The 21,727-nt window shown below is 26.8% G+C and carries 22 protein-coding genes and 1 other annotated feature; of the genes, 10 read left to right on the forward strand and 12 right to left on the reverse strand.

Annotated elements, in window-relative coordinates; genetic code table 11:
- The first annotated feature begins 21 nt into the window (after positions 1-21).
- Positions 22-230 (forward strand) — a binding site (T-box leader).
- A gap of 123 nt (positions 231-353) precedes the next feature.
- Positions 354-2,045, forward strand: a complete 1,692-nt coding sequence (argS, locus tag ARA56_RS13470) for an arginine--tRNA ligase (protein WP_055267538.1) — start codon at positions 354-356, stop codon at positions 2,043-2,045.
- A 140-nt stretch (positions 2,046-2,185) separates the two neighbouring features.
- The gene (locus ARA56_RS13475) at positions 2,186-3,304 is read left to right on the forward strand and encodes an AI-2E family transporter (protein ID WP_055267540.1); all 1,119 of its coding nucleotides are present in this window, start codon (positions 2,186-2,188) and stop codon (positions 3,302-3,304) included.
- A 69-nt stretch (positions 3,305-3,373) separates the two neighbouring features.
- Here ARA56_RS13475 and ARA56_RS16495 read toward each other — a convergent pair whose 3' ends face one another.
- Genes ARA56_RS16495 through ARA56_RS13485 form a run of 3 tightly spaced genes read right to left on the reverse strand, consistent with a single transcriptional unit; the run spans position 3,374 to position 5,524 of the window.
- The gene (locus ARA56_RS16495) at positions 3,374-3,514 is read right to left on the reverse strand and encodes a FeoB-associated Cys-rich membrane protein (protein WP_084759041.1); all 141 of its coding nucleotides are present in this window, start codon (positions 3,512-3,514) and stop codon (positions 3,374-3,376) included.
- Positions 3,515-3,528: 14 nt separating this feature from the next.
- Positions 3,529-5,289, reverse strand: coding sequence for a ferrous iron transport protein B (gene feoB / locus ARA56_RS13480; protein WP_055267542.1), 1,761 nt, complete (start codon positions 5,287-5,289; stop codon positions 3,529-3,531).
- Positions 5,290-5,302: 13 nt separating this feature from the next.
- Positions 5,303-5,524, reverse strand: a complete 222-nt coding sequence (locus ARA56_RS13485; RefSeq protein ID WP_055267543.1) for a FeoA family protein — start codon at positions 5,522-5,524, stop codon at positions 5,303-5,305.
- Positions 5,525-5,737: 213 nt separating this feature from the next.
- On the opposite strand from ARA56_RS13485, the gene ARA56_RS13490 reads away from it, so the two are divergent.
- Positions 5,738-6,409: a ribonuclease H-like domain-containing protein gene (locus ARA56_RS13490; protein WP_055267545.1), complete on the forward strand. Its 672-nt coding sequence runs from the start codon at positions 5,738-5,740 to the stop codon at positions 6,407-6,409.
- Positions 6,410-6,484: 75 nt separating this feature from the next.
- Here the strand turns inward: ARA56_RS13490 and ARA56_RS13495 are convergent, their stop codons facing one another.
- Complete coding sequence (locus tag ARA56_RS13495; RefSeq protein WP_055267547.1) at positions 6,485-7,330, reverse strand: ComEC/Rec2 family competence protein; 846 nt, start codon at positions 7,328-7,330, stop codon at positions 6,485-6,487.
- Between the two features lie 167 nt (positions 7,331-7,497).
- Between ARA56_RS13495 and ARA56_RS13500 the strand changes: the two genes are divergently transcribed.
- Positions 7,498-8,166, forward strand: coding sequence for a lysophospholipid acyltransferase family protein (locus ARA56_RS13500; protein ID WP_231072940.1), 669 nt, complete (start codon positions 7,498-7,500; stop codon positions 8,164-8,166).
- A gap of 134 nt (positions 8,167-8,300) precedes the next feature.
- A complete protein-coding gene (locus ARA56_RS13505) occupies positions 8,301-10,046 on the forward strand; it encodes a hypothetical protein (protein WP_055267551.1) in 1,746 nt (581 codons plus the stop codon).
- Between the two features lie 35 nt (positions 10,047-10,081).
- On the opposite strand, the gene ARA56_RS13510 is transcribed toward ARA56_RS13505, so the two are convergent.
- A complete protein-coding gene (locus ARA56_RS13510) occupies positions 10,082-10,291 on the reverse strand; it encodes a DUF378 domain-containing protein (RefSeq protein WP_055267553.1) in 210 nt (69 codons plus the stop codon).
- Between the two features lie 61 nt (positions 10,292-10,352).
- Positions 10,353-10,814: an Lrp/AsnC ligand binding domain-containing protein gene (locus ARA56_RS13515; RefSeq protein ID WP_055267555.1), complete on the reverse strand. Its 462-nt coding sequence runs from the start codon at positions 10,812-10,814 to the stop codon at positions 10,353-10,355.
- Between the two features lie 207 nt (positions 10,815-11,021).
- Between ARA56_RS13515 and ARA56_RS13520 the strand changes: the two genes are divergently transcribed.
- Complete coding sequence (locus ARA56_RS13520) at positions 11,022-11,372, forward strand: hypothetical protein (protein WP_055267557.1); 351 nt, start codon at positions 11,022-11,024, stop codon at positions 11,370-11,372.
- Between the two features lie 30 nt (positions 11,373-11,402).
- On the opposite strand, the gene ARA56_RS13525 is transcribed toward ARA56_RS13520, so the two are convergent.
- On the reverse strand, positions 11,403-12,437 hold the full coding sequence (locus ARA56_RS13525) for a CehA/McbA family metallohydrolase (protein WP_055267559.1): 1,035 nt from the start codon (positions 12,435-12,437) through the stop codon (positions 11,403-11,405).
- Between the two features lie 125 nt (positions 12,438-12,562).
- Between ARA56_RS13525 and ARA56_RS13530 the strand changes: the two genes are divergently transcribed.
- The 3 genes from ARA56_RS13530 (at position 12,563) to ARA56_RS13540 (ending at position 16,158) form a co-directional block, all read left to right on the forward strand.
- Complete coding sequence (locus ARA56_RS13530; RefSeq protein WP_055267561.1) at positions 12,563-13,066, forward strand: gamma carbonic anhydrase family protein; 504 nt, start codon at positions 12,563-12,565, stop codon at positions 13,064-13,066.
- A gap of 8 nt (positions 13,067-13,074) precedes the next feature.
- Positions 13,075-13,917, forward strand: a complete 843-nt coding sequence (locus ARA56_RS13535) for a CvfB family protein (RefSeq protein ID WP_055267563.1) — start codon at positions 13,075-13,077, stop codon at positions 13,915-13,917.
- Positions 13,918-14,172: 255 nt separating this feature from the next.
- On the forward strand, positions 14,173-16,158 hold the full coding sequence (locus tag ARA56_RS13540) for a sensor histidine kinase (RefSeq protein ID WP_055267565.1): 1,986 nt from the start codon (positions 14,173-14,175) through the stop codon (positions 16,156-16,158).
- 27 nt (positions 16,159-16,185) lie between these two features.
- On the opposite strand, the gene ARA56_RS13545 is transcribed toward ARA56_RS13540, so the two are convergent.
- The 3 genes from ARA56_RS13545 to ARA56_RS13555 form a co-directional block, all read right to left on the reverse strand.
- Entirely contained in the window at positions 16,186-16,707 is a 522-nt protein-coding gene (locus tag ARA56_RS13545; protein ID WP_055267567.1) for a restriction endonuclease, read from the reverse strand.
- A complete protein-coding gene (locus ARA56_RS13550) occupies positions 16,697-17,278 on the reverse strand; it encodes a restriction endonuclease (protein ID WP_055267570.1) in 582 nt (193 codons plus the stop codon). The genes ARA56_RS13545 and ARA56_RS13550 overlap by 11 nt, the downstream gene beginning before the upstream one ends.
- Positions 17,279-17,388: 110 nt before the next feature.
- The gene (locus ARA56_RS13555; RefSeq protein ID WP_055267572.1) at positions 17,389-18,798 is read right to left on the reverse strand and encodes a cation:dicarboxylate symporter family transporter; all 1,410 of its coding nucleotides are present in this window, start codon (positions 18,796-18,798) and stop codon (positions 17,389-17,391) included.
- 268 nt (positions 18,799-19,066) lie between these two features.
- On the opposite strand from ARA56_RS13555, the gene ARA56_RS13560 reads away from it, so the two are divergent.
- Positions 19,067-19,447 (forward strand): hypothetical protein, encoded by a 381-nt coding sequence (locus ARA56_RS13560; protein WP_055267574.1) that lies wholly within the window; start codon positions 19,067-19,069, stop codon positions 19,445-19,447.
- 42 nt (positions 19,448-19,489) lie between these two features.
- Here ARA56_RS13560 and ARA56_RS13565 read toward each other — a convergent pair whose 3' ends face one another.
- Together ARA56_RS13565 and ARA56_RS13570 are read right to left on the reverse strand one after the other, a co-directional pair.
- The gene (locus ARA56_RS13565; RefSeq protein ID WP_070205703.1) at positions 19,490-20,230 is read right to left on the reverse strand and encodes a TIGR03915 family putative DNA repair protein; all 741 of its coding nucleotides are present in this window, start codon (positions 20,228-20,230) and stop codon (positions 19,490-19,492) included.
- A 2-nt stretch (positions 20,231-20,232) separates the two neighbouring features.
- Positions 20,233-21,561: a putative DNA modification/repair radical SAM protein gene (locus ARA56_RS13570; protein WP_055267576.1), complete on the reverse strand. Its 1,329-nt coding sequence runs from the start codon at positions 21,559-21,561 to the stop codon at positions 20,233-20,235.
- Positions 21,562-21,727 lie beyond the last annotated feature (166 nt).

The following is a 21,727-nucleotide window of genomic DNA, read 5'->3' on the forward strand; positions in this document are numbered from 1 at the left end:
TAGTTATAATAAAATGAAAAAAGAAATTCTATGAAGAGGAAAAGTACTTTAGTTAAGTCTTAAAGCGAGTGAACGATGGTGTAAGGTTCATAAGATATATTAAAGGAAATAGAGCCTTGGAGAAGTTTACCGAATTAAGTAGGATAAACCGTAGTAGCTGCGTTAAAGCGTCGAGGTGGCATTGAATAAAAATGCAATTAGAGTGGTACCGCGGAATATCCGTCTCTTTATTTATGGAGATGGTTTTTTTTATTTTAAGGGAATAATAGAAAGTATAACAATTTTTTTGAAGAACTTAGAGTACTTTGAAAATTTAAAATATTATTGTGATAATAAATGTTGGAGGTAGTTTTATGGATTATAAAAAGAAAGTTGCAGAACTTATAAAAACAGAAGTAGATATGGATATAGAAAGCATAGAAAAGTTAATAGAAATTCCACCAAAGCCAGAGATGGGAGATTTTGCTTTCCCATGTTTCCAATTAGCTAAGGCTTTTAGAAAAGCGCCTAATATGATAGCAGAAGAGTTAAAGGAAAAATTAGATAAGGAAGGTTTTGAAAAAATAGAAAGCTTAGGACCTTACTTAAACTTTTTTGTTGATAAAGGGACGTTTACTAAGAATACAATAGAAAAAATACTTGCTGAAGGTGATTCTTATGGAAGCTCAAATATAGGTGAAGGAAAGACAGTATGTGTTGAATATTCATCTCCTAATATAGCTAAGCCGTTCCATGTAGGACATTTATTTACAACAGCTATAGGGAATTCTTTATATAAACTATTTAAAAAAGAAGGCTATACAGTTGAAGGTATAAATCACTTAGGAGATTGGGGAACTCAATTTGGTAAGCTTATATCTGCTTATAAAAGATGGGGTAATGAAGAGGCTCTAGAAAAAGATGCAATAGCAGAACTTTTAAGAATCTATGTTAAATTCCATGATGAAGCTGAGAAAGATCCATCTTTAGAAGATGAAGGAAGAGCATATTTTAAAGCTTTAGAAGATGGAGACAAAGAAGCAGAAGCTTTATGGGAAAGATTTAGAAATTTAAGCTTAAAAGAATTCCAAAGAGTATATGATATATTTAATGTTAAGTTTGATTCGTATGCAGGTGAAGCTTTTTATAACGATAAGATGGATGTAGTTGTAAATGAGCTAAGAGATAAAGGTTTACTAGTTGAAAGTAATGGAGCTCAAGTTGTAATGCTTGATGAATACAATATGCCTCCATGTATAGTTTTAAAGGCTGATGGGGCATCTATATATGCTACAAGAGACTTAGCAGCTGCTATGTATAGAAAGAATAAGTACGACTTTTATAAGTGTATATATGTAGTGGGAACTCCACAAGCATTACATTTTAAACAAGTATTTAAGGTATTAGAGCTTGCAGGGCACGAATGGGCTAAGGATTGTGTGCATGTTGGATTTGGATTAGTTAAGTTTGCTGATAGAAAATTATCAACTAGAAAAGGTGAAGTTATACTTCTTGATGACTTAATAAGAGAATCAATAGATAAGACTTTAGAAGTAATAAATGAAAAGAATCCAAACCTTGAAAATAAAGAGGAAGTAGCTAAAAAGATAGGGGTAGGAGCAGTAGTATTTACTTATCTTAAGAACTCAAGAGAGAAGGATATAGTTTTTGATTGGAAAGAAATGCTTTCATTTGAAGGGGAAACAGGTCCGTATGTTCAATATTCTTATGCAAGAGCAAATAGTATATTAACTAGAGCTGGTGAAGTAAATGAAGCTCCAGACTTTACAAAGTTAAATTCTAAAGAAGAATTTGAATTAGTTAAAGCATTAGAAAGTTTTGGTAAAAACATTCATTTAGCTATTGAAAAATTAGAACCATCAGTTGTTACTAGATATGTTATTGAAGTGGCTAAGACATTTAATAAATTCTACAATAATCATTCAGTGTTAAATTTAGAAGATAAGAGTTTAATGGCAGCTAGATTAGCGCTAGTAAAATCTACATGTCAAGTAATTAAAAATGGATTAGAATTAATAGGTATAGAAGTAGTAGAAAAAATGTAGGATTTGAAAGTAGGAGCTATGCTAAATAGCTTCTACTTTTGTTAATTTATGATATTAACAAAAAGATAACAGAAAGTTTATTATCGGAAGGATAAATTCTGTTATAATCAAAGAGTAAAATGAAAGGAGGCACAAAGAACGTGTTTTTGAAGAACAATAAGTATAAAGATGCAGTGGTAGCTGCATTATGGATAGTAGTTTTTAGTATTTTAGCATTTAAATTGTTCGGGTACCTAGATGACATAACAAGCACTCTAGGAAAAATAATTTCGTTATCAATGTCATTTATATATGGAATAGTAATAGCATATGTATTAAATCCTATAGTAAAGATAATTGAATCAAAAACGAAAATGAGAAGAAGTCTTGCAATAGCTGTAACTTATATATTGTTTATTACGATAATCGCAATTATATCAATATATGGAATACCGAGTTTAATTGATAGTATTAGAGATATGATTAATAAGGTGCCAGGTTATATAGATTCAGCTCAGAGATTCTTAAATGATATAGTTAGCAACGATAATATTAATGGATTAATTAATTCTACTGGTACATTAGGTACAATACAGTCATATATAGAAAAAATAGGATATGTTTTAATGAATTTATTAGAAGGTTCATTTAATACTTTATTTAATTTATCCTCACAACTTGTTAAAGTAGTTCTAGGATTCTTAGTATCTATTTATGTTTTATCAGATAAAGATAAACTTATAAATGACTGGAAGAGAGTCTTAGTACTAGTGTTAAAAGAGAAGAGGGCAAAACAAGTTATTGAATTTGGTAGAATATATAACAATATGATAGGTACATATATAGGAATAAAAGCTATAGATTCAACTATAATAGGGATAATGGCATTTATATTGTTAACTATAGTAAAATCAGAGTATGCTTTATTGCTTTCTATAATTGTTGGTATAACTAATATGATACCTTATTTTGGGCCTTTTATAGGAGAGATAGTAGGATTTTTTATAAATATATTTGTTTCTCCGACTAAAGGTTTAGTAGTGTTCTTAACGTTATTTGCATTACAGATGTTTGATGGTTGGTATTTAGATCCTAAGCTTATAGGAAGTAAAGTTGGGGTTAGACCATTCTGGATTATATATGCAGTAGTGATTGGTGGAGGATTCTTTGGACCTATTGGAATGTTACTTGCATCTCCAACAGCAGCTACAATGAAGTTTTACTATTCAAAGCTATTAGAAAAGAATAAAGAAGTAATAAAGAATATTGAAAAAGTATAAAAAAAGGAGTGTATGGACTCCTTTTTTTATACATAATAGTAATTAGTTATATCAAAATTTATATGAATTTTATTTATCATCGTTTTTATATTTAGAGCAATGAGAAGAACAACTTCCACAATTACAATTGCCTTTAGATGATTTTTTTATGTTTTTATATATTATAAATGATGCTATTAAAACTATCACTATTGTTATAAAAATCTCCATAATATACATCTCCTTTATATGATTAAAGAACCTATATTAAATACTAAGAAAGATACTATCCAAGCTAAAACAAGTTGATATCCAACAGAGAAAAGTGTAATTTTTAAACCGAATTCTTTTTTCATAGTACCTAAAACAGTTATACAAGGTGTATATAGTAAAACAAAAACTAAAAATGATAGTGCAGATAATGCTGTAAAGTGTAGTGGTAATAAGACAGAAAGGTCTCCGCCGAATATAACACTCATAGATGAAACAACAGTTTCTTTGGCAATTAATCCTGTTAATAGCGAAACAGAAGCTTGCCAGTTACCAAAACCTAACGGTTTAAATATAGGTGCTAAGAAACCACCTATAGATGATAATATACTGTTATTAACATCTGTCATGCCTGAAAAATTAAAGTTCGATAAGAACCATAAAACTACGCTCATGGCAAAGATTAATGTACCAGCTTTTATGATAAAACTTTTACTTTTTTCATAAAGTTGATTTAAAATACTTTTAAATGATGGTAATTTATATTCAGGCAATTCAATTAAGAATGGCTCTTCATCTTTTTTGAATAAAGTATTTTTAAATAATATCCCCATTAGAAAAGCTAATAGGACTCCCAAGAAATAAAGGGAAGCTACAATAATACCAATATTATTTGGGAAAAATACTGCAGCAAATACGCTGTAAACAGGTAATCTAGCATTACAACTCATCAATGGAACAAGAAGAGCAGTAAGTTTTCTATCCTTTTCGCTCTCTAGAGTTCTAGCAGTCATAATTGCTGGAACTGAGCATCCAAAACCAACTATCATTGGTATAAACGCTTTACCTGACAATCCCATCTTTCTCATTATTTTATCCATAAGGAAAGCAACTCTTGCCATATATCCACTATCTTCTAAAATTGTTATGCAAGTAAATAGTGATAAAATTATTGGTAATAAAACTAATATTCCACCAACACCGGAAATTATCCCATCAACAATTAGAGAACTAAACCAAGGACTAGAATTTGATAATAAAGTTGATACATAGGGAATAATAGTATCATTTAAAAATCCATCGAGTAAATCAGAAAGAGGTTGTCCTATCCAACTGAATGTTACTTGGAAAATTAAAGCCATGGTAATAAAGAAAATTGGATATGCTAACCATGGATTTAATAAAATATTATCAAGTTTATCTTTTAAAGTTTTTTTCTCCGAAATATGTATTTTGTTACATTTATCTAAAAGTGATGAAATAAAGTTATAAGCATCCTTTTCTGAAGAAAATTTATAATTATTATCATCTGTTATCTTTAAGAAATTATCAGATTTTATAGTTTCTTTAATTTCATTTATTCCTAATCCTTTGGCAGCTTGTATAGGAATAACTGTTACCTGTAATAATTCTGAAAGTTTATTATAATCTATTTGAATTCCTTTTTTCTCTGCTACATCAATCATATTTATAGCTAAAATGATTGGCTTTTTAAAAGCTTTTAATTGAGTGGTTAAATAAAGATTTCTATCTATATTTGAAGCATCAATGATATTTAAAATAACATCAACATCACCAGTTTCTAAAAATTCTTTTGAAACTTTTTCTTCATTAGAATAGGTATCCATAGCATATATACCAGGCAAGTCCATAATTTTCACATCATCAAATGTTCCTTCTTTTCTGTCAACAGTAACACCAGCCCAGTTTCCAACTCTTTGGTTTGAACCAGTTAAGGCATTAAAAAGAGTTGTTTTACCGACATTTGGATTACCTAATAGGGCAATAGTCTTCATTATGTCATCTCCTTTATTTAGTCAAGCATATGTTTTTTGCATCTTTCTTTCTAATTGCAAGATCAAAGCCTCTTAAGTTTAAGATTATAGGATCTCCTAAAGGAGCAATTCTTTTTAGTTCAATTTCTGTTCCCTCAATACAACCTAAAGCGGAAAGTCTTTTAGCTAATTTGGAATCTCCATTTATTTTATCTATAATACCTTTTTCTCCAAGTTTTAAATCACAAATGCACATAAATTCCACCTCAAATTGAAAATCATTATCATATTTATGATATCAAAACTTTAATAAGGGGTCAATATATTAAAATCTCGCATTAGTTTAAAATGCTGTATTAATAGTAATAATTATATATTCACTTGTAAAATAAGATGATATAATGAAAAAGAAAGTTTGGTATATTTGAATTGAGGGGGAAGAAACAATAAACAAGAAAGAGTGATATTTTTGATAATTAGAGAAAATATAATAGAGTTAGAGGAACAAGAGTTAGATTATATTCTAGAAAGAGATGATGTTAAATTTAAGCCTGAAGAATTAATATTTTTCGATTTAGAACATTACGTGTATAAAAAACCTAAATGTGTAGGTGTTTTTGGTGCATGTGTATTTGATGAAAAAGATAAAAAACTTCATGTTACTCAATATATGATAGAAGGAAAAAATGATGTGGTAGATATATTGATATTAGCAAAGAAGTATTTTATAAAAATGAAAGAAGAGGGAAAAAAAGCAATAGTAACATTTTCAGGCAATAATGACTTTACAGTAATTAATTATTTATTTAATAAGTATGGTATATATTATGACTTTACAAAAGAATATGAATCTGTGGATATTCAAAAAGAGTATGAGATGGATAAAAAGACATCTATAGGATTAAAAAACCTAGAAAAAGTATTTGGTATACATAGAGAAAGTGAATTAATCAGTGGTTCAAATTTAGCTAAAACTTTCCATAAGGTATTGAAGGATAAAGAATATATTGAAAGAATGCCAAGTGAAAAAATAGAAAATATATTATTGTATAATGAACAAGATGTTGTAAGTTTATATTCTATGTTTATTTCATGGAGAAAATATATTAACCCGATAGAAGAAATGAACGAAGAAGCATAATGTTTATTATCAATATATTGATTTAAGGATAACATCCTTAAATGATAGATGCTCCTAATTATTTAGGAGCATCTATCATTTATAGGAGAATTTTTTATAGATATTATTACCATCAGAAATTAATACTATAGTATTATCTATATCCGTTCGATAAATTTTATTAGAGCGTGAATTTAATAGGTTTAATGTTTTAGAAGTTGGATGGTTATAATTATTATCTTTTCCTACTGAAATAACAGTTATATAAGGAGATACTGCATTAAAAAATGCTGTAGAAGTAGAAGAAGATGAACCGTGATGTGCAATTTTTAATACATCAGATCTAATAGAAGTATTTGAATTTAAAATATCCTCTTCATTAGTTTTTTCAGCATCACCAGTAAATAAAAAAGAAGTATTACCATATTCAATTTTAAATACAGCAGAGTAAAGATTAAGATTATCACCATAATCTTTCAAGAGTGGGGAGTATATAATTATATTTACATTTTCCCCTAAATCAATTGATGTTGTATTTATATCAAATACGTTTATTTTTTTATTTTTAGATATAAGTGATTCAACCATTTTTTCAAAGGATTTTGAAGTATGTGTTATCTTAGGGGCATAAAATTCACCGATATCATATCTTTTTATAACTGAATACATATTTCCTATATGATCTTCGTGAGGGTGACTAGCCAAAATATAATCAAGTTTTTTTATATTTATGGAATTAAGATAATTGAAAAAAATAGAACTACTTTCCTTAGGACCAGAATCTATAAGAAGATTTTTATCATTAACTTGCACTAGAATTGCATCACCTTGACCAACATCGATAAAATGCACGGTCATAATTGAATTAGAATTTGCTGAAGTATTAGAGCAACTATATAATAGGATAATAAAAATAAGAAATAAAAGTTTGTAAAATTTCATAATAACCTCCAGGGTATTACTAATGCTTAACAATATTACGAAAAAATATACAAACTTATTAACATATTTCTTGAAGTAAAATCTTTTAAATAGTATAATTAAAACAATTAAATAAAAAAGGTGTGAGAAAGTTAATGATAATAAAAGGGATTTTATACGGGGCGTACATGTTAAATGTAAGAGTGAAAGCTATAAAACATTCGTGGATAAAAAAGTATAAGGGGCAAGAAGAAGCAGATAAATATGCTCAAAAAACTGCGTATCTTTGGGCAAAATACACAATAAAAACTATTGGGATAGATTTAGAGGTAAAAGGATTAGAGAATATTCCTGATGAAGCATGTGTTTTTATTGGAAATCATACAAGTATATTAGACATACCTATTATGTTTTATACAATAGATAGATTAGTTGGTTTTGTAGCTAAAAAAGAAATGTTGAAAGCTCCAGTTATTGGAACGTGGCTTGAAAAGGCACATTGTATTCCATTAGATAGAGAAAATCCAAGAGAAGCAATTAAAACAATTAATTATGGAGTAGAATTATTAAAAAAAGGATATTCGTTGGCTATATTCCCAGAAGGAACTAGAAGTAAGGATGGAAATATAGGAGAATTTAAAAAAGGAAGTTTAAAGCTTGCTACAAAGGCAAAGGCACCAATTGTACCAATTGCAATAGATCGTGCTTACACTAGTTTTGAAAAAGATAAAAAATTTAAACCTTCAAAAATTAAAGTTACTTTTGGAAATGCAATTAGTACTGCTGAATTAACTAAAGAAGAAGAAAAGACTTTAAATGAAGATGTTAGAAACATTATTAAATCATATTTAAGTTAGAAGATACTTTAATAATTAAATAACTTAAGTGAAAATTGTTATATTCAGTAAGAATTTCTTATTTATTTTGCATATTAGAGTATTTTTTGAATAAATAATATAAGATAAAGCCACATTGGGGAGGAGATTGCTAAATGCGAAAAGAATTTTCTATCAATAATGATAAAGTATTAATTAATTTTACAGCGAAATATTGTACAACTTATGAGATGGTACTTGATAGTGATGGGTTTAGAAGAACGTTAGAAGTTTATTTAAAGAAGGCGCAAAACAAGAGATCTAACTCATATAGATATTTAACAGAGGCCCTTGAGAGTAATGATATACAATATATAAGAAAAAATCTTGTTACAGTGTTTAAATGGTTAACATTAATGACTGTAGAAGAAATATTAGAAGTAAATATAAATTATAAAGGGTTATTTGAAGATAGAAATGAATTTATAAAAGTAATAGAAGATTTTTATCGTTTTTGGAGAAGGCTAGAAAGATATACTATTATCCATACGGATAGAGTGAGACAGGGGCTTGCGGCTATGAGCTTTACTGAAGCAAATAGTAATTTTTCAAGATTAATATTAAAGTTATATAGAAAAGTAGAAGAGAATGTTTTAGGAGAAAAACCGCTTGTATTTAGACAAATACCAGTTGGGGGAAATTGTAGTGTAATGATAAATAAGGTGAATTGGCCAATGCCTAAATCTTATAGAATGCTACAAGAAATAAACTTTATTGATTGTATTTTAATTGAACCTCCATTTATAACTTATCCAAAAAGAAATACAAGAACGGGAATATTCTCAGAGGTAACTGAAAATCCATTAAAAAATTGTGTTATAAATAAAGAACATTGGTTCTGCTATCCAGCGAAAGTAGGAGAATTGTTGGCATATGTATATTTCCATAGAGATTTTATGGAGCATGGAATAACTCTATGTAATCTTTTTGAAATGGCAAAAAGAGATGAATGTAGAAATAGAAAACCAGATATAATCTATGTGTTTGGAGGAACTGATAAAGAAGATGACTTCAAGACAGTATTTTATGATGATGTAGAAAATGATATTATGTTAGGATACATTAATCATTCAGATCAAATTGATTATTTTGGATATATGAAAAAGATGATTTTAACTCTTCACAATTTGATTATGATAAAAAGAGGATATCTACCAATACATGGTGCAATGGTTAATATTAAGCTTAAGAGTGGTAAAGAAGCCAATGTTGTAATTATGGGAGATAGTGGAGCAGGAAAATCAGAGAGTTTAGAAGCTTTTAGAGCACTTGGTAAAGATAATATAAGTGATATGACAGTGATATTCGATGATATGGGTATATTTAAAAATACAGATAATGAAGTAGTTGGATATGGTACAGAAATCGGAGCATTTGTTAGATTAGATGATTTAGAGCAAGGTTATGCATTTAATGAAATAGATAGAAGTATATTTATGAATCCAGATAAGATAAATGCTAGATTGGTAATGCCTATAACTCCATACTTTGAAATAGTTAAAGGCTATAAAGTAGATATGATGCTTTATGCAAATAACTATACAGCGGTGGAAGCTGAGGATAAATCTATAGAGTTCTTTGGAAATGTAGATGAAGCTATTAATGTGTTTAAAAGTGGTGCAAGAATGGCAAAAGGGACTACATCTGAAAAAGGGTTAGTAGAAAGTTACTTTGCAAATCCTTTTGGGCCAGTTCAAATGAAAGAGAAAACTGATGTATTAATAGAAGAATATTTCAATCTTATGTTTAAAAATAATATTAAGGTAGGACAGATTAAAACTTGTTTAGGAATAAAAGGACAAGAAAAAGATGGTCCAAGAAGAGCTGCAATAGAGTTATTTGATATTATAAAAACATTATAAACAAAAAAATCCTTCGATAAAAAGAAGGATTTTTTTTATTTGTCATTACTTGTACTTTTGCTTTTCATAAAAAATGAAATAGCATATAAACCACATATACCAACTAATGTATAAATAATTCGAGTAAATACGGACATATCACCGAAAATGTTGGAAATTAAATCAAATTGAAATATACCAATTAGCCCCCAATTAATAGAACCAAGTATAATTATTGCAAGTATTATAGTATCTAATAATTTCATAAAAAACCTCCTTATTTATGATACTGTTGCTATAGTAACCATAAAAAGGAGGTTTTATTCGCTAAATAGTAATATTTCTGTCTATAGGTTGATTTAAAGATATAATAGTATCGGTTCGTTGAATTCCGGTTATAACATTAATTTTATTTAAAAGTATATCTTGAAGATCTGTGATGTTTTTACATATAACTTTGGCAAATACTGAATAATCACCAGTAGTTAAATGCAATTCAACAACTTCTTTTATTTTTGATAGTTCGTCAAAAACATCATTAAATGAAGATGTTTTATCAACATATATTCCAACAAAACAACAAACATCATATCCTAACTTTGGAAGATCAAGTAATATACGAGAACCTTTAATTATACCAAGTTCCTCCATCTTTTTCATACGAACATGTATTGTACCACCACTAACATGACAAAGTCTAGCAATTTCTAAATAAGGAGTTCTACAATCCTTAACTAATATATCTAATATCTGAAAATCTAGTTCATCTAATTGATAACTCTGATTCAAAACTAACACCCCTTTTAATAAATTTATAATATCTTTAATATATTTTATCAAATTATATAAGAAAAAAGAAGTATTAAATAAAATCTTTTAAATAATAACTCAATATTTAACGTTTTATCAAAATATGGAAAAATAATATTACTTGAAAATATGTTAAATAAAAAGTAATATATAAGTGTATATATATATGGAAGGAGCAAACAGAGGATGGGCATTTTATTTACAGTATTATATTTTGTAATATTATTAGCAATCACATTTGGAATTCTGTTCTTAGGTAGAAAATATGTTTTCTCAAAGGTAAGAATAAATAAGTTTATACCACTAGGAATATCAATAGCATTATTTGTTTTACAAATGTTTTTACCAAAGATTATGCAAGAGCAAAATTTATGGTTAAGTATGATTCTTACAATAGTTACAGTAACATTTTTCTTATGGTTCTTAGAAATTCAAACTACTGGAGGGCCTAAGAAGAAAGAAAAACAAATAGAAATTAGACCTAAGGCTAAGCCAAATAGAGTTAAGCATTTAAAAAATCAAAAAGACAATAAGTAAAAAGATGAGAAGTATAGCTTCTCATCTTTTTTATAAGGTGTTTTCATCAATAATATTATAGTGATAAATGAATATGGGGGATGTAATAGCGATTTTTCCATTAGATTGATAAACTTTTATTACATACCAACTTTCGTTTTCAGCAGGAATATGTTCATAGAGATACTTAATGCTATTTAAATTTATATTATTTATTGATTTAATAAGTTTACCACCATTAGTTATTATTTCTATATCTTTTATTCTATATTTAACATCTTCAGCAAAAATTAAAAATTTTAATTTTTTATTGTTAGTAACAATACTTTCTCCCATAAAATTATTGTTTATTGTAAAATATAATCGCAAAAAACGAGATTCAGTAGAATATGTTCTATGCATCCTAAATGCATCTATTAAAGCTTCTTTAGATAGCTCATTTCCAATGTATACCGTAAGGTTATCAGATTCATCGAAGTTAACTCTATGATTATCTTGACCATTTATAGCACCTAATTTCCAACCGCAATCTAATAGTTGAAAAAAGTATTTTTCATGGTAAGTAATCTTTGCAGATGGATTCCCATTACAAACTTCTATTGAAGTAATTATATTATTAAATATTGGATCATAGGGTATATCCATTATGTTTTTATGTGGATGATTAATAGATATAAAAGCAGTAGGATTATTTATCATCCATAGTGTTAAAAGTCTTAAGTCTTTAAGAGTGCCAGTAAAAAAATTTTTTGAATTTATTACGTTAAAATCACCATATGATTGAGTTTTACATTCGAAACCAACAACTGGAAGAAAATCATCATGAGACTTTTTAAATTTATTACAAATACTAATTAAACTTTGCCACTTAGTTGATGAACCGTCTTTAGATGATTTATTATTAAGAAAATCATTATGATCAGTTATAAATAAATAATCTAAGCCACATTTGGCTGCGTATTCATAAAGCTCAGTAGGTGTTCCTCTACCAGTAGAGTAATTTGAATGACAGTGAGGTATTCCGTAATAAAATCTAATTTTATTTTGATCAAAGACTATATTATTTTTACTTTTCTTTTTTCCCAAAATGTATACCTCTTAATAAATTATTACATACTTATATATAGTATTAGGAGTATTAAAATAATGACAACAATTATAAATGATGATAAAATAAAGTGAAACTTTGGAATGAGAGAGGTTTAATAGTAATGGTTAAGGAGTTTTATGGAAAGTATCCTAATATTAATGAGACAGCATATATATCAGAATCTGTAGATATTATAGGAGATGTTTTAATTAAAGATAATGTTAATATATGGTTTGGTGCAAGGCTAAGAGCTGATATGAATAAAATAGTTATTGGAGAAAATACTAATATTCAAGAAAATTCAGTTATTCATATAGATGTTGATTATGAGACTATAATAGGTAGAAACGTTACAATTGGGCATGGAGCTATAATTCATGGATGCAATATAGCAGATAATGTTTTAGTAGGAATGGGGTCTATAATATTAAATGGAGCTAGAATTGGTAAGAATACTATTATAGGTGCAGGATCATTAATAACTCAAGGCAAAAGCTTTGAAGAGGGGGTTCTAGTATTAGGAAATCCAGCTAAGGTTATTAGAAAATTAACAGATGAAGAAATAAAGAGTATTCAAAAATCTGCTGATAATTATGTGGCCTTAAGTAATAAATATAAAAAATAGGAGGACTTATGTTAAAAATAGGTGATTATAATACTCTAAGAGTTGATAGAGAGAAAGATTTTGGTTTTTACTTAGTAGATAAAGAGAGTGGAGAAGATGTATTACTTCCAAAATCTTTAGCTGAAGGAATGAATGTTGAAGTTGGTCAAGAAAGAGAAGTTTTTATTTATAGAGATTCTAAAGATAGACCTATAGCTACTTTTAAAAAGCCATTAGCTAAAGTATATGATGTGGCGTACTTAAAAGTTGTTCATCAAGGAGAATTCGGTGCGTTTATAGATTTTGGATTAGATAGGGATATTTTTGTTCCACTTAAAGAACAACGATTCAAACTTCGTACTGGAGATAAGTATTTATTCTATATATACTTAGATAAGACAAATAGATTAGCAGCTACTACTGAAGTAGAAAACTACATAGAAATAGCTGATGAGTCTGTAGGATTCAAGGTTGGAGATGAGGTTACTGCGATGGTTTATTCAAGAACTCCATCAGGAACATTGAATGTTGCTATAGATGGAAAGTATAAAGGATTAGTTTTACCTAATGAATATTATGAAGAAATATTCCCAGGAACAGAAATGAAGTTAAGAGTTAAAAGAATATATGAGGATGGAGTTATAGGATTAACTCCAAGAAAAACTAGATTAAATGAAAGAGATGAACTGAAAGAAAAGATAGTTAAATATATGAGAAAAAATGGTGGATTTATGGAGTTTAACGATAAATCTAAACCAGAAGATATTAAAGCTACTTTTGGAACTAGTAAAAACTACTTTAAGATGGCGTTAGGTGGTCTTATGAAAGAAGGTAGAATTGAGCAAGATTCAGAGGGATGCAGATTAATTTAGATTATATTTTAAAGATGTTACAAAAGTGTAGCATCTTTTTTTATTAGGAAAGTAATTAAAGAATGGCGAGAGGTCATTTTTATAATTAGAATGAAATTTTGTGGTAAAAAGAAGAAAAATAAATAAAAATAGTAATTTAAAGAAAAAATTGAAATAAAAGTGAGAATGATGTAAAATTTATAAGTATGAAAAAGTAAATAAAAAATGATAAGAAGTTTTGCTTAAATATAGTAGTTATAGTGGGGTAATTTAGATATGAATCAGGGGTTTATGATAAAAAGAGCAAGTACAAGGGATATAATAAATATTTTAAGTATAATAACATTTTTATTTTTTACATCTTTTGTTATAAATGGAATTGTGGATAAATATTTTATAGAATATTTATGTAAAACTATAATCAGTATGTTTTATATAGTTCTAATGATTTATTCGTTAAGCAAAATTAAATATAAGTGTAATAGTATTTTATCAGAAGATTACGGAGATAAGTTTTATTTACAAATATCAGTTGGATGTGGATTTTTAGCAATTATTACAATGATTAAATCAGCAATTTTCTATTCAACATATAGTAATAATATAGCTTTAGATTTAATATCAAATAAAACTGTATTTATTAATAATATATATTATTTGCTACAAATAATTTTAATAGCTTATACACTAAATAATTTCAAAGAAAATATTAGGAGTTTTATAAAGATATTATCCTTAGGGCTATTAGTAAACTTTATTTCAATAAATATATTTAAAGTAAGTGTTGGGACAATAGCTTATTCCATTAGAACTATATTTTTTATATGTGGGTTTATATTTTTAGTTTTTCTTGTATATAGAGCTAAGGAAAATTTTGAAAAAGAGGCTTATAAAGGTATTTTAATTTATTTAATTTCAAAAGTAATATATTTGTTGTTTATGTATTTCAAAAGATATGATTTAGGAGATTATAAATTCTATTTAATCTTATTAGTTTTTATTGTAGGTGAATACTCACTTTTAAAAGTATTGATAATCAATAATTTAATAAATACAGAAAATAATTTAAATAAAAAGTTAAGATATATATTATCCTGGTATGAAGGGATATTTGAGAATATGCCAGATGCAGTAACTATAAGAGAAAATGATAAAATAATATACATAAATGATAGTTATAAAAATTTCTTTAATATTAAAAATAAAAATGATCTTATGGGAAAGAGTATATATGATATTGTAGATAGCGCCTCTTATGAAAAAATTAAAGAAAAAGATAAAATACTATCTAAGGAAAATATTTTGAAACCAAGACATAATACATATACTATAAATGGAATAACGATAGAGTGTGAAGAGATTGGAGTTAAATTAAAAGATACATATAAGGATTTATATTTATTTATATTGAGAGATATAAAGTATAGAAAAGAATATGAGAATATGATAGTAAAATTAAAGCAAAAGGAAGAAGATGAAAAGTTGAAAAATCAATTTTTTACTAATATATCTCATGAATTTAAAACACCTGTAAACGTAATATATTCTGCTATGCAGATGCAAGAAAAGTGTATAGAAGAAGGTAATTTAACAGGTTGTGGAAAATATACATCATCAATAAGACAAAATTGTTTTAGACTTATAAGATTAATTAATAATATATTAGATATAAACAAGATAGAGAGTGGGTACTATTCTCCTGCTAAAAAGATAGTAAATATAGTGGAAAAAGTTGAGAATATTACAGAATCTATAATAGATTATGCTTCTTTTAAAGGGATAGAGGTTATTTTTGACACAACTGAAGAAGAAATTTTTTGTTACTGTGATGAAGATTCGTTAGAAAGAATAGTATTAAATTTAATATCTAATGCTATAAAATATAATGAATATGGGGGTTTTATTTTTATAAATATAGAAAAAGATAATGATAAAGTAAAGATATTTTTTAGGGATAATGGTTGTGGAATAGAAAATGAGAGAATAGAATCTATATTTAATAGATTTGAAAGAGGAGATACTACTTTGTATAGGAAAACAGAAGGAAGTGGAATTGGATTAAACCTTGTTAAATCTATGGTAGAAATTAATGGCGGAAATATAGTTATAGATAGTGAAATAGGAAAAGGCACAACAGTAAAAGTAGAATTTCCTGTAGTACAATATAATGTAGAAGATTATTATAGATTACAAGACGAATTTACCTTTGAAAACACACTTGTATCTAAAGTGGAAATAGAATTTTCAGATATATACTTTTAAAATAAGCTAATCTTTTATTAGATTAGCTTATTTTAAGTTATTTAGTTGTAAGGGGTAGGTGCCTAAATCTTTTTCTATAATTGTATCTAGTGATAATATTTTTATTGTATATGGATGAGGAAGATTTTTTAAAAAATCAAGCGCTTTAGAACTTAAAGGAGAAGTGGTAATTAATATACCATTATATAATGATTTTGATATTAAAATGCCTAAAAGGCTTTCTAGTTCGAATTCGCTAACCATATTTTCTTTAGGAGTCTTTTTACAATAAACATAATAGCTTGTATTATCTAAAGTACATATTATTGAAGAATTTGAGTTAGATACATCAGAAAATATTATATTACTATATCCTAAATAAACTAAATATTCACCACACCAGATTTGAAATTCTTTTGCAGTTAGTCTTATCAATGAATTAATTAATGAATTCCCATTTTTATATTCTTTTGATAAATTGTAAAGCTCTAATGCTTCAAAAATTATTTTGCCGATTAACGGACAAAAAAAGATAATTATAATAAAAAAATAAACATTATTAAAACTCATTACTTACCTCCAATTCAATATTACAATTTTTATATAATCTAATTGATTTAGTAAGCTCATAACCATCAACTAATTTAATTTCATAGTTAGATGATTCGTTTAATTCTCTGGCAAAATTACAGGCATCTTCAGAAAATGAACTATTATTAATTAAAATACCCTTTTTACATCCATTAGAAATCATTCTTCCTAAGAATGATTCTATGTCTTTCTTTGTAGTAAGTGTAAATAAAGTTTCATTAGTAGAATCAGTAGCTGTTTCATTTTGAATACATGTTATATAGATATTCTCTCCATTTAATATACCTTTAAGATTTGTTAACTCAGGAGAGTTATCTTTAAAAATAATAATATTTTCATAATTATGAGTAGAAAGATAAAATTTAATTGCCTTAAGAAATCTATCATAATTACTTTGTTGTAAATCTTTTATAGAAAGAATTCCTTTTTCAATTTTTTCATTTGATATTTGCTCTTTAAGAGAGATAATATTTTCTTCAATAAACTTAGAAAGAAGTTTTAATGAGAAATATATTAAAATTATAAAAGGAGTATATTTTAATAAACTCATATAGTAATTCACCTCTTTATAGAGTATTGACAAATATATCTATGTATATACAAAAAAAGCTAGTTTATAAGAGTGAATCTTATAAACTAGCTGAAAAAATAAATATCTAATTATTCTTCAATATTAGAATTTGATTTATCATCATTATTAAAAATATTTTTATCTAAATCACCTGTTATAGAGCTTGTTATAACTGCTGAAACCATAGTTCCATTAACGTTTATCATAGTACGTGCCATATCAAGAATTGGATCTATAGCTATGATACCTGCAGCTAATGGGAAAAATTCTCCAAGTCCAACACCGCTGATAACAACTGAAACAGCCATGATAGCAGTTCCAGGTAAGCCTGCTATTCCAAGTGAACTTATAACGATGACAATTATTAATGTTGCATAGAAAGATATATCTAAAGGTCTTCCTACCATATTTGCTAAAGTTACAGCCATAAGTGCAGGATAGATACCGGCACATCCATTCATACCCATATTAGAACCAAGTGAGCCAACAAAAGTAGAAGTACCTTCTTTTATGCCAGCATTTTCTGTTAGAACTTTAATAGTTACAGGTAAAGTTCCAAGGCTTGAACGAGATGTAAAAGCAAGTACAAGTGCTTCTAAAACATTTTTAACATATTTAAATGGATTTAATTTGAACAGTGAAACTATAAGCATTTGTAATATAAATGCAATAGCTGTAGAAATATATATTGCAATTATGAAACCAAATACTTCTTTTAATGAACTTATACCACGTGAAGCTATTACATTTGATAGTAATGCAACAACGGCATAAGGCATAAATTTAATAATTGTTATAGCAACACTTGTTATGATTGTATAAGAAGCTTCAATGAAATCTATAAAAACCTTAACTTTATCATATTTTTTTACTTTTAATCTTCTTATAGAAAGACCTATAAAAGTTGCAAATATAACTATAGCTATAACATTTCCTTTAGCCATTGAATCTACAATGTTTGAAGGTAATAAACCTCTTAATGTATCTGCTATAGGCTCGATTTCTTTAATTGTAGCAGAGCCAGCAATAACATTTGCACCGACACCTAGTTTCATTATATTTGCTACAATAACACCTATTATTGCAGATAGAGCTGTAATAGATAAAAGACTTATTATAGATACTCCTGTAAGTTTACCTATATTATCATCTTGAGTCATATTCATAATTACTCTGATGATAGATATTAATACTATTGGAACTACTAGCATTTTTAATAAATCAATAAATCCATTACCTATAAGTCCATACCATTTAGAAACTTCACTAATCCATGTTATTTCAGATGGATTTGCAGGGAATTTAGCTACAAGTTGGATTAATAGTCCTAATAATAAACCTATTATAGTGGATAGAATCATTCTAGTAGAAAATTTAAGCTTAGTTTTGCCTTTACCTAAAAAACTGATTCCAAAGAAAATTAATACTAAAATTCCTATAAATAATACAGTTTTAAAATCTGAAATCATTAAAAACTGTTGAAAAAAAGTTGAATTCATTTTTTTTCTCCTTTCGTAAATAACTCTTTAATTTAGTATTATATATTTCAATAAAAATTAATTCAACAAAATTTAACAAAAATAGATAAAAAAATCTTGAATACTTTCTAAAAATGCTTTAAAGTTATAAGTAAACGATTTAAAAAATGAGGATTTTTACATTTTATTATTCAAAATGTGGAAAAAAGGTATTTTAATAAATAAAATATAATATTATAATAATATATAAGTAGAAATTTTATAACTAAGAATTAAGGGGGAGTCTAATATGGAAAAAGTATTAAGATGTAGTATTCTAATAGTTGATGATTTTAATAATGTTTTAGTAGCTGAAAGAGGAAAAGGAAAAGGTGCAACTAAAACTTGGGGGTTATTTGGAAAAGAAATTAAAGGAAAAGAAGATGAAGAAAAATGTATTACAAAAGCTGTTGATAAAGATATAAAGTGTAATATATTTGATTTAAAACCTTTTAAAGAATATTTTGATGAAAAAGATAATGGGCTTAAAGTATTTATAGGTAGTATAAAAGAGTACATAACATGCCATAAAAGTATAAATCAAGTTAAATGGATTGGAAAGAATGATATAGATAAATATGAATTTAACCAAGAAGATATAAAGATTCTTAAGGATTTTTTTAATATATAAAAGATGAAGCAATTAAGCTTCATCTTTTTATTTTTAAAATTATTATTTGATTTCAGTCAAGTTATGCCAGTATCTAGTAGGCATATGCATTTTTTGAAGCTTTGAGTTTTCTCGTTCTTTTATATTTATAGAATTATAGAATGTTTTCCATAAGGATTCAAATTCATCATTAGAATAGTTTAATAAATTTTTTGTTTCATCCTTAGAAAGTTCAGTTATTATACTATTATTTTTATTATAGAAAAGAGCAATTTCTCTTTTCAAATCATGAATTATAAAGTTCTGATCGGAAAAACGTTCTATAAAGTGAGTAGATATTATAGGCAAAATATTATGGTCAGGCTCAATAGTACTATAGTATAATTGGGCTTTAATTTTTTTGAATCTAACAAACCCAGTAAACCTATGAGATTCTAAAGAAACTTTTCTATAATATTTATCAACTAGAGAGATTATCTCATTGTTCTTAGCTAAGTTTATATTATTTCCATAGTTATAACATAGTTTAATATATTTATATATTAATGTTTCTATATTATTAACATCACTTAAGTAGAGATAATAAATAGTTTTTAATGTAGTATAACTAAGTTTGTCACGTATGCTTGAATAAACTCTATTAAATTTATCTATTTCAGTTACAATCTCTATTGGAGATGAAATAAGATTAGGTAAATAATTTTTAGTTTTAGTTATTTTCACCTCTGTTTTAGATGAATAACAATAGAATATACATGTTAATAAACCTTCAAATGTACCGTCATATAAATACTCATTTATCATAATTATATTTCTCCTATAATTGAAGAATTTTTATCTTTCAATAAAGATAACTTGTTAAAAGAAGGTGATAAAGCAATGTTATTATCAAAAAAACTAAGTTGTTCATAATTGTTATCTATTATATTCAAATCAACTTTTGGAGATAAAACTTTCTTTATTTTATCACCATCTATATCTACAGAACCAAAATATTTTCCTTTACAGGTTATAAAATATTGAGCTCTTTTTAAAACTACTCCTAATTTTTTTAAATCTTCAAAATCTAAAGAAGATATTCTTCTAGAGCTAAGAATTTTTTTTGCACCTCGTATTCCTATACCAGGAATTCTTATAAGAGTTTCGTAAGGGGCTTTATTTATTTCTACAGGAAATAGGTGAATGTTATTAATTGCCCAATTTGTTTTAGGATCAAAATTTATATCGAAGTTAGGAGCTTTATTATCTAATAATTCATCAGCTTTAAAACCGTAAAGTCTAAGAAGCCAGTCGCCTTGATATAGACGATGTTCTCTTAATGTGGGCGGATTTTTTATACTAGGTAAATTTTTATCAGTATTAACAGGTACATATGCAGAGTAATAAACACGTTTTAATGAAAATTTATTATAAAGGTTTTCACTTAACTTCAATATATTATAATCACTTTCTTTAGTAGCACCAACAATTAGTTGAGTACTTTGTCCTCCAGGAACGAAAAGTGGAGCAGATTTGAACTTTTTTCTTTCATCATTGTATAGAATAATATTATTTTTTATGGATTTCATAGGAGTAAAAATACTTTCTTTGTTTTTTTCAGGGGCAAGAAGCTTTAGTGAATCGTTTGAAGGTAACTCCAAATTAACACTCATTCTATCTACTAATGTTCCAGCTTTTTTTATTAATGATTCATCTGCACCAGGAATTGCTTTTAAGTGGATGTAACCTCTGAAGTTATAACTATTTCTAAGTTTATCAACAACATTAGTTAACATTTCCATGGTATGATTGGCGTTTTTAAATATGGCAGAGCTTAAAAAAAGCCCTTCAATGTAATTTCTTCTATAGAAATTAATAGTTAAAGATACAATCTCGTCCACTGTAAAAGCTGCTCTTTCTATATCATTAGACTTTCTATTTAAGCAATAAGTACAATCGTAAATGCAGTAGTTAGTTAATAGGATTTTTAATAGAGAAATACATCTTCCGTCTGGAGTAAATGAGTGACAAATTCCAGAAGTACTCACTGAACCTAGTTGACCTTTTTTTGAGTTTCGATTTGAACCAGATGATGAACAAGATACATCATATTTAGCAGCATCACTTAATATTCTTAATTTTTCATTTATATCCATAAAATCACCTTCAAATATATTGGTCTTATGTCAATATTTTGGACACAAAAAGTCAAACTTTTTTATGCTGCACTTCTAGCTAATAATTCACATTGATCTGGAGTCATGTAATTAATAGAAGAGTGTAGCCTTTTTCTGTTATACCAACCTTCAATATATTTAAAAA

Source organism: Clostridium disporicum, assembly GCF_001405015.1.
Classification (GTDB): Bacteria; Bacillota; Clostridia; order Clostridiales; family Clostridiaceae; genus Clostridium; species Clostridium disporicum_B.

Excerpts from the sequence above, each read along its gene's own strand:
- argS (WP_055267538.1), top strand. The coding sequence starts at position 354 with ATGGATTATAAAAAGAAAGTTGCAGAACTTATAAAAACAGAAGTAGAT.
- ARA56_RS16495 (WP_084759041.1), bottom strand. The coding sequence starts at position 3,514 with ATGGAGATTTTTATAACAATAGTGATAGTTTTAATAGCATCATTTATA.
- feoB (WP_055267542.1), bottom strand. The coding sequence starts at position 5,289 with ATGAAGACTATTGCCCTATTAGGTAATCCAAATGTCGGTAAAACAACT.
- ARA56_RS13485 (WP_055267543.1), bottom strand. The coding sequence starts at position 5,524 with ATGTGCATTTGTGATTTAAAACTTGGAGAAAAAGGTATTATAGATAAA.
- ARA56_RS13495 (WP_055267547.1), bottom strand. The coding sequence starts at position 7,330 with ATGAAATTTTACAAACTTTTATTTCTTATTTTTATTATCCTATTATAT.
- ARA56_RS13500 (WP_231072940.1), top strand. The coding sequence starts at position 7,498 with ATGTTAAATGTAAGAGTGAAAGCTATAAAACATTCGTGGATAAAAAAG.
- ARA56_RS13505 (WP_055267551.1), top strand. The coding sequence starts at position 8,301 with ATGCGAAAAGAATTTTCTATCAATAATGATAAAGTATTAATTAATTTT.
- ARA56_RS13510 (WP_055267553.1), bottom strand. The coding sequence starts at position 10,291 with ATGAAATTATTAGATACTATAATACTTGCAATAATTATACTTGGTTCT.
- ARA56_RS13520 (WP_055267557.1), top strand. The coding sequence starts at position 11,022 with ATGGGCATTTTATTTACAGTATTATATTTTGTAATATTATTAGCAATC.
- ARA56_RS13530 (WP_055267561.1), top strand. The coding sequence starts at position 12,563 with ATGGTTAAGGAGTTTTATGGAAAGTATCCTAATATTAATGAGACAGCA.
- ARA56_RS13535 (WP_055267563.1), top strand. The coding sequence starts at position 13,075 with ATGTTAAAAATAGGTGATTATAATACTCTAAGAGTTGATAGAGAGAAA.
- ARA56_RS13540 (WP_055267565.1), top strand. The coding sequence starts at position 14,173 with ATGAATCAGGGGTTTATGATAAAAAGAGCAAGTACAAGGGATATAATA.
- ARA56_RS13545 (WP_055267567.1), bottom strand. The coding sequence starts at position 16,707 with ATGAGTTTTAATAATGTTTATTTTTTTATTATAATTATCTTTTTTTGT.
- ARA56_RS13550 (WP_055267570.1), bottom strand. The coding sequence starts at position 17,278 with ATGAGTTTATTAAAATATACTCCTTTTATAATTTTAATATATTTCTCA.
- ARA56_RS13555 (WP_055267572.1), bottom strand. The coding sequence starts at position 18,798 with ATGAATTCAACTTTTTTTCAACAGTTTTTAATGATTTCAGATTTTAAA.
- ARA56_RS13560 (WP_055267574.1), top strand. The coding sequence starts at position 19,067 with ATGGAAAAAGTATTAAGATGTAGTATTCTAATAGTTGATGATTTTAAT.
- ARA56_RS13565 (WP_070205703.1), bottom strand. The coding sequence starts at position 20,230 with ATGATAAATGAGTATTTATATGACGGTACATTTGAAGGTTTATTAACA.
- ARA56_RS13570 (WP_055267576.1), bottom strand. The coding sequence starts at position 21,561 with ATGGATATAAATGAAAAATTAAGAATATTAAGTGATGCTGCTAAATAT.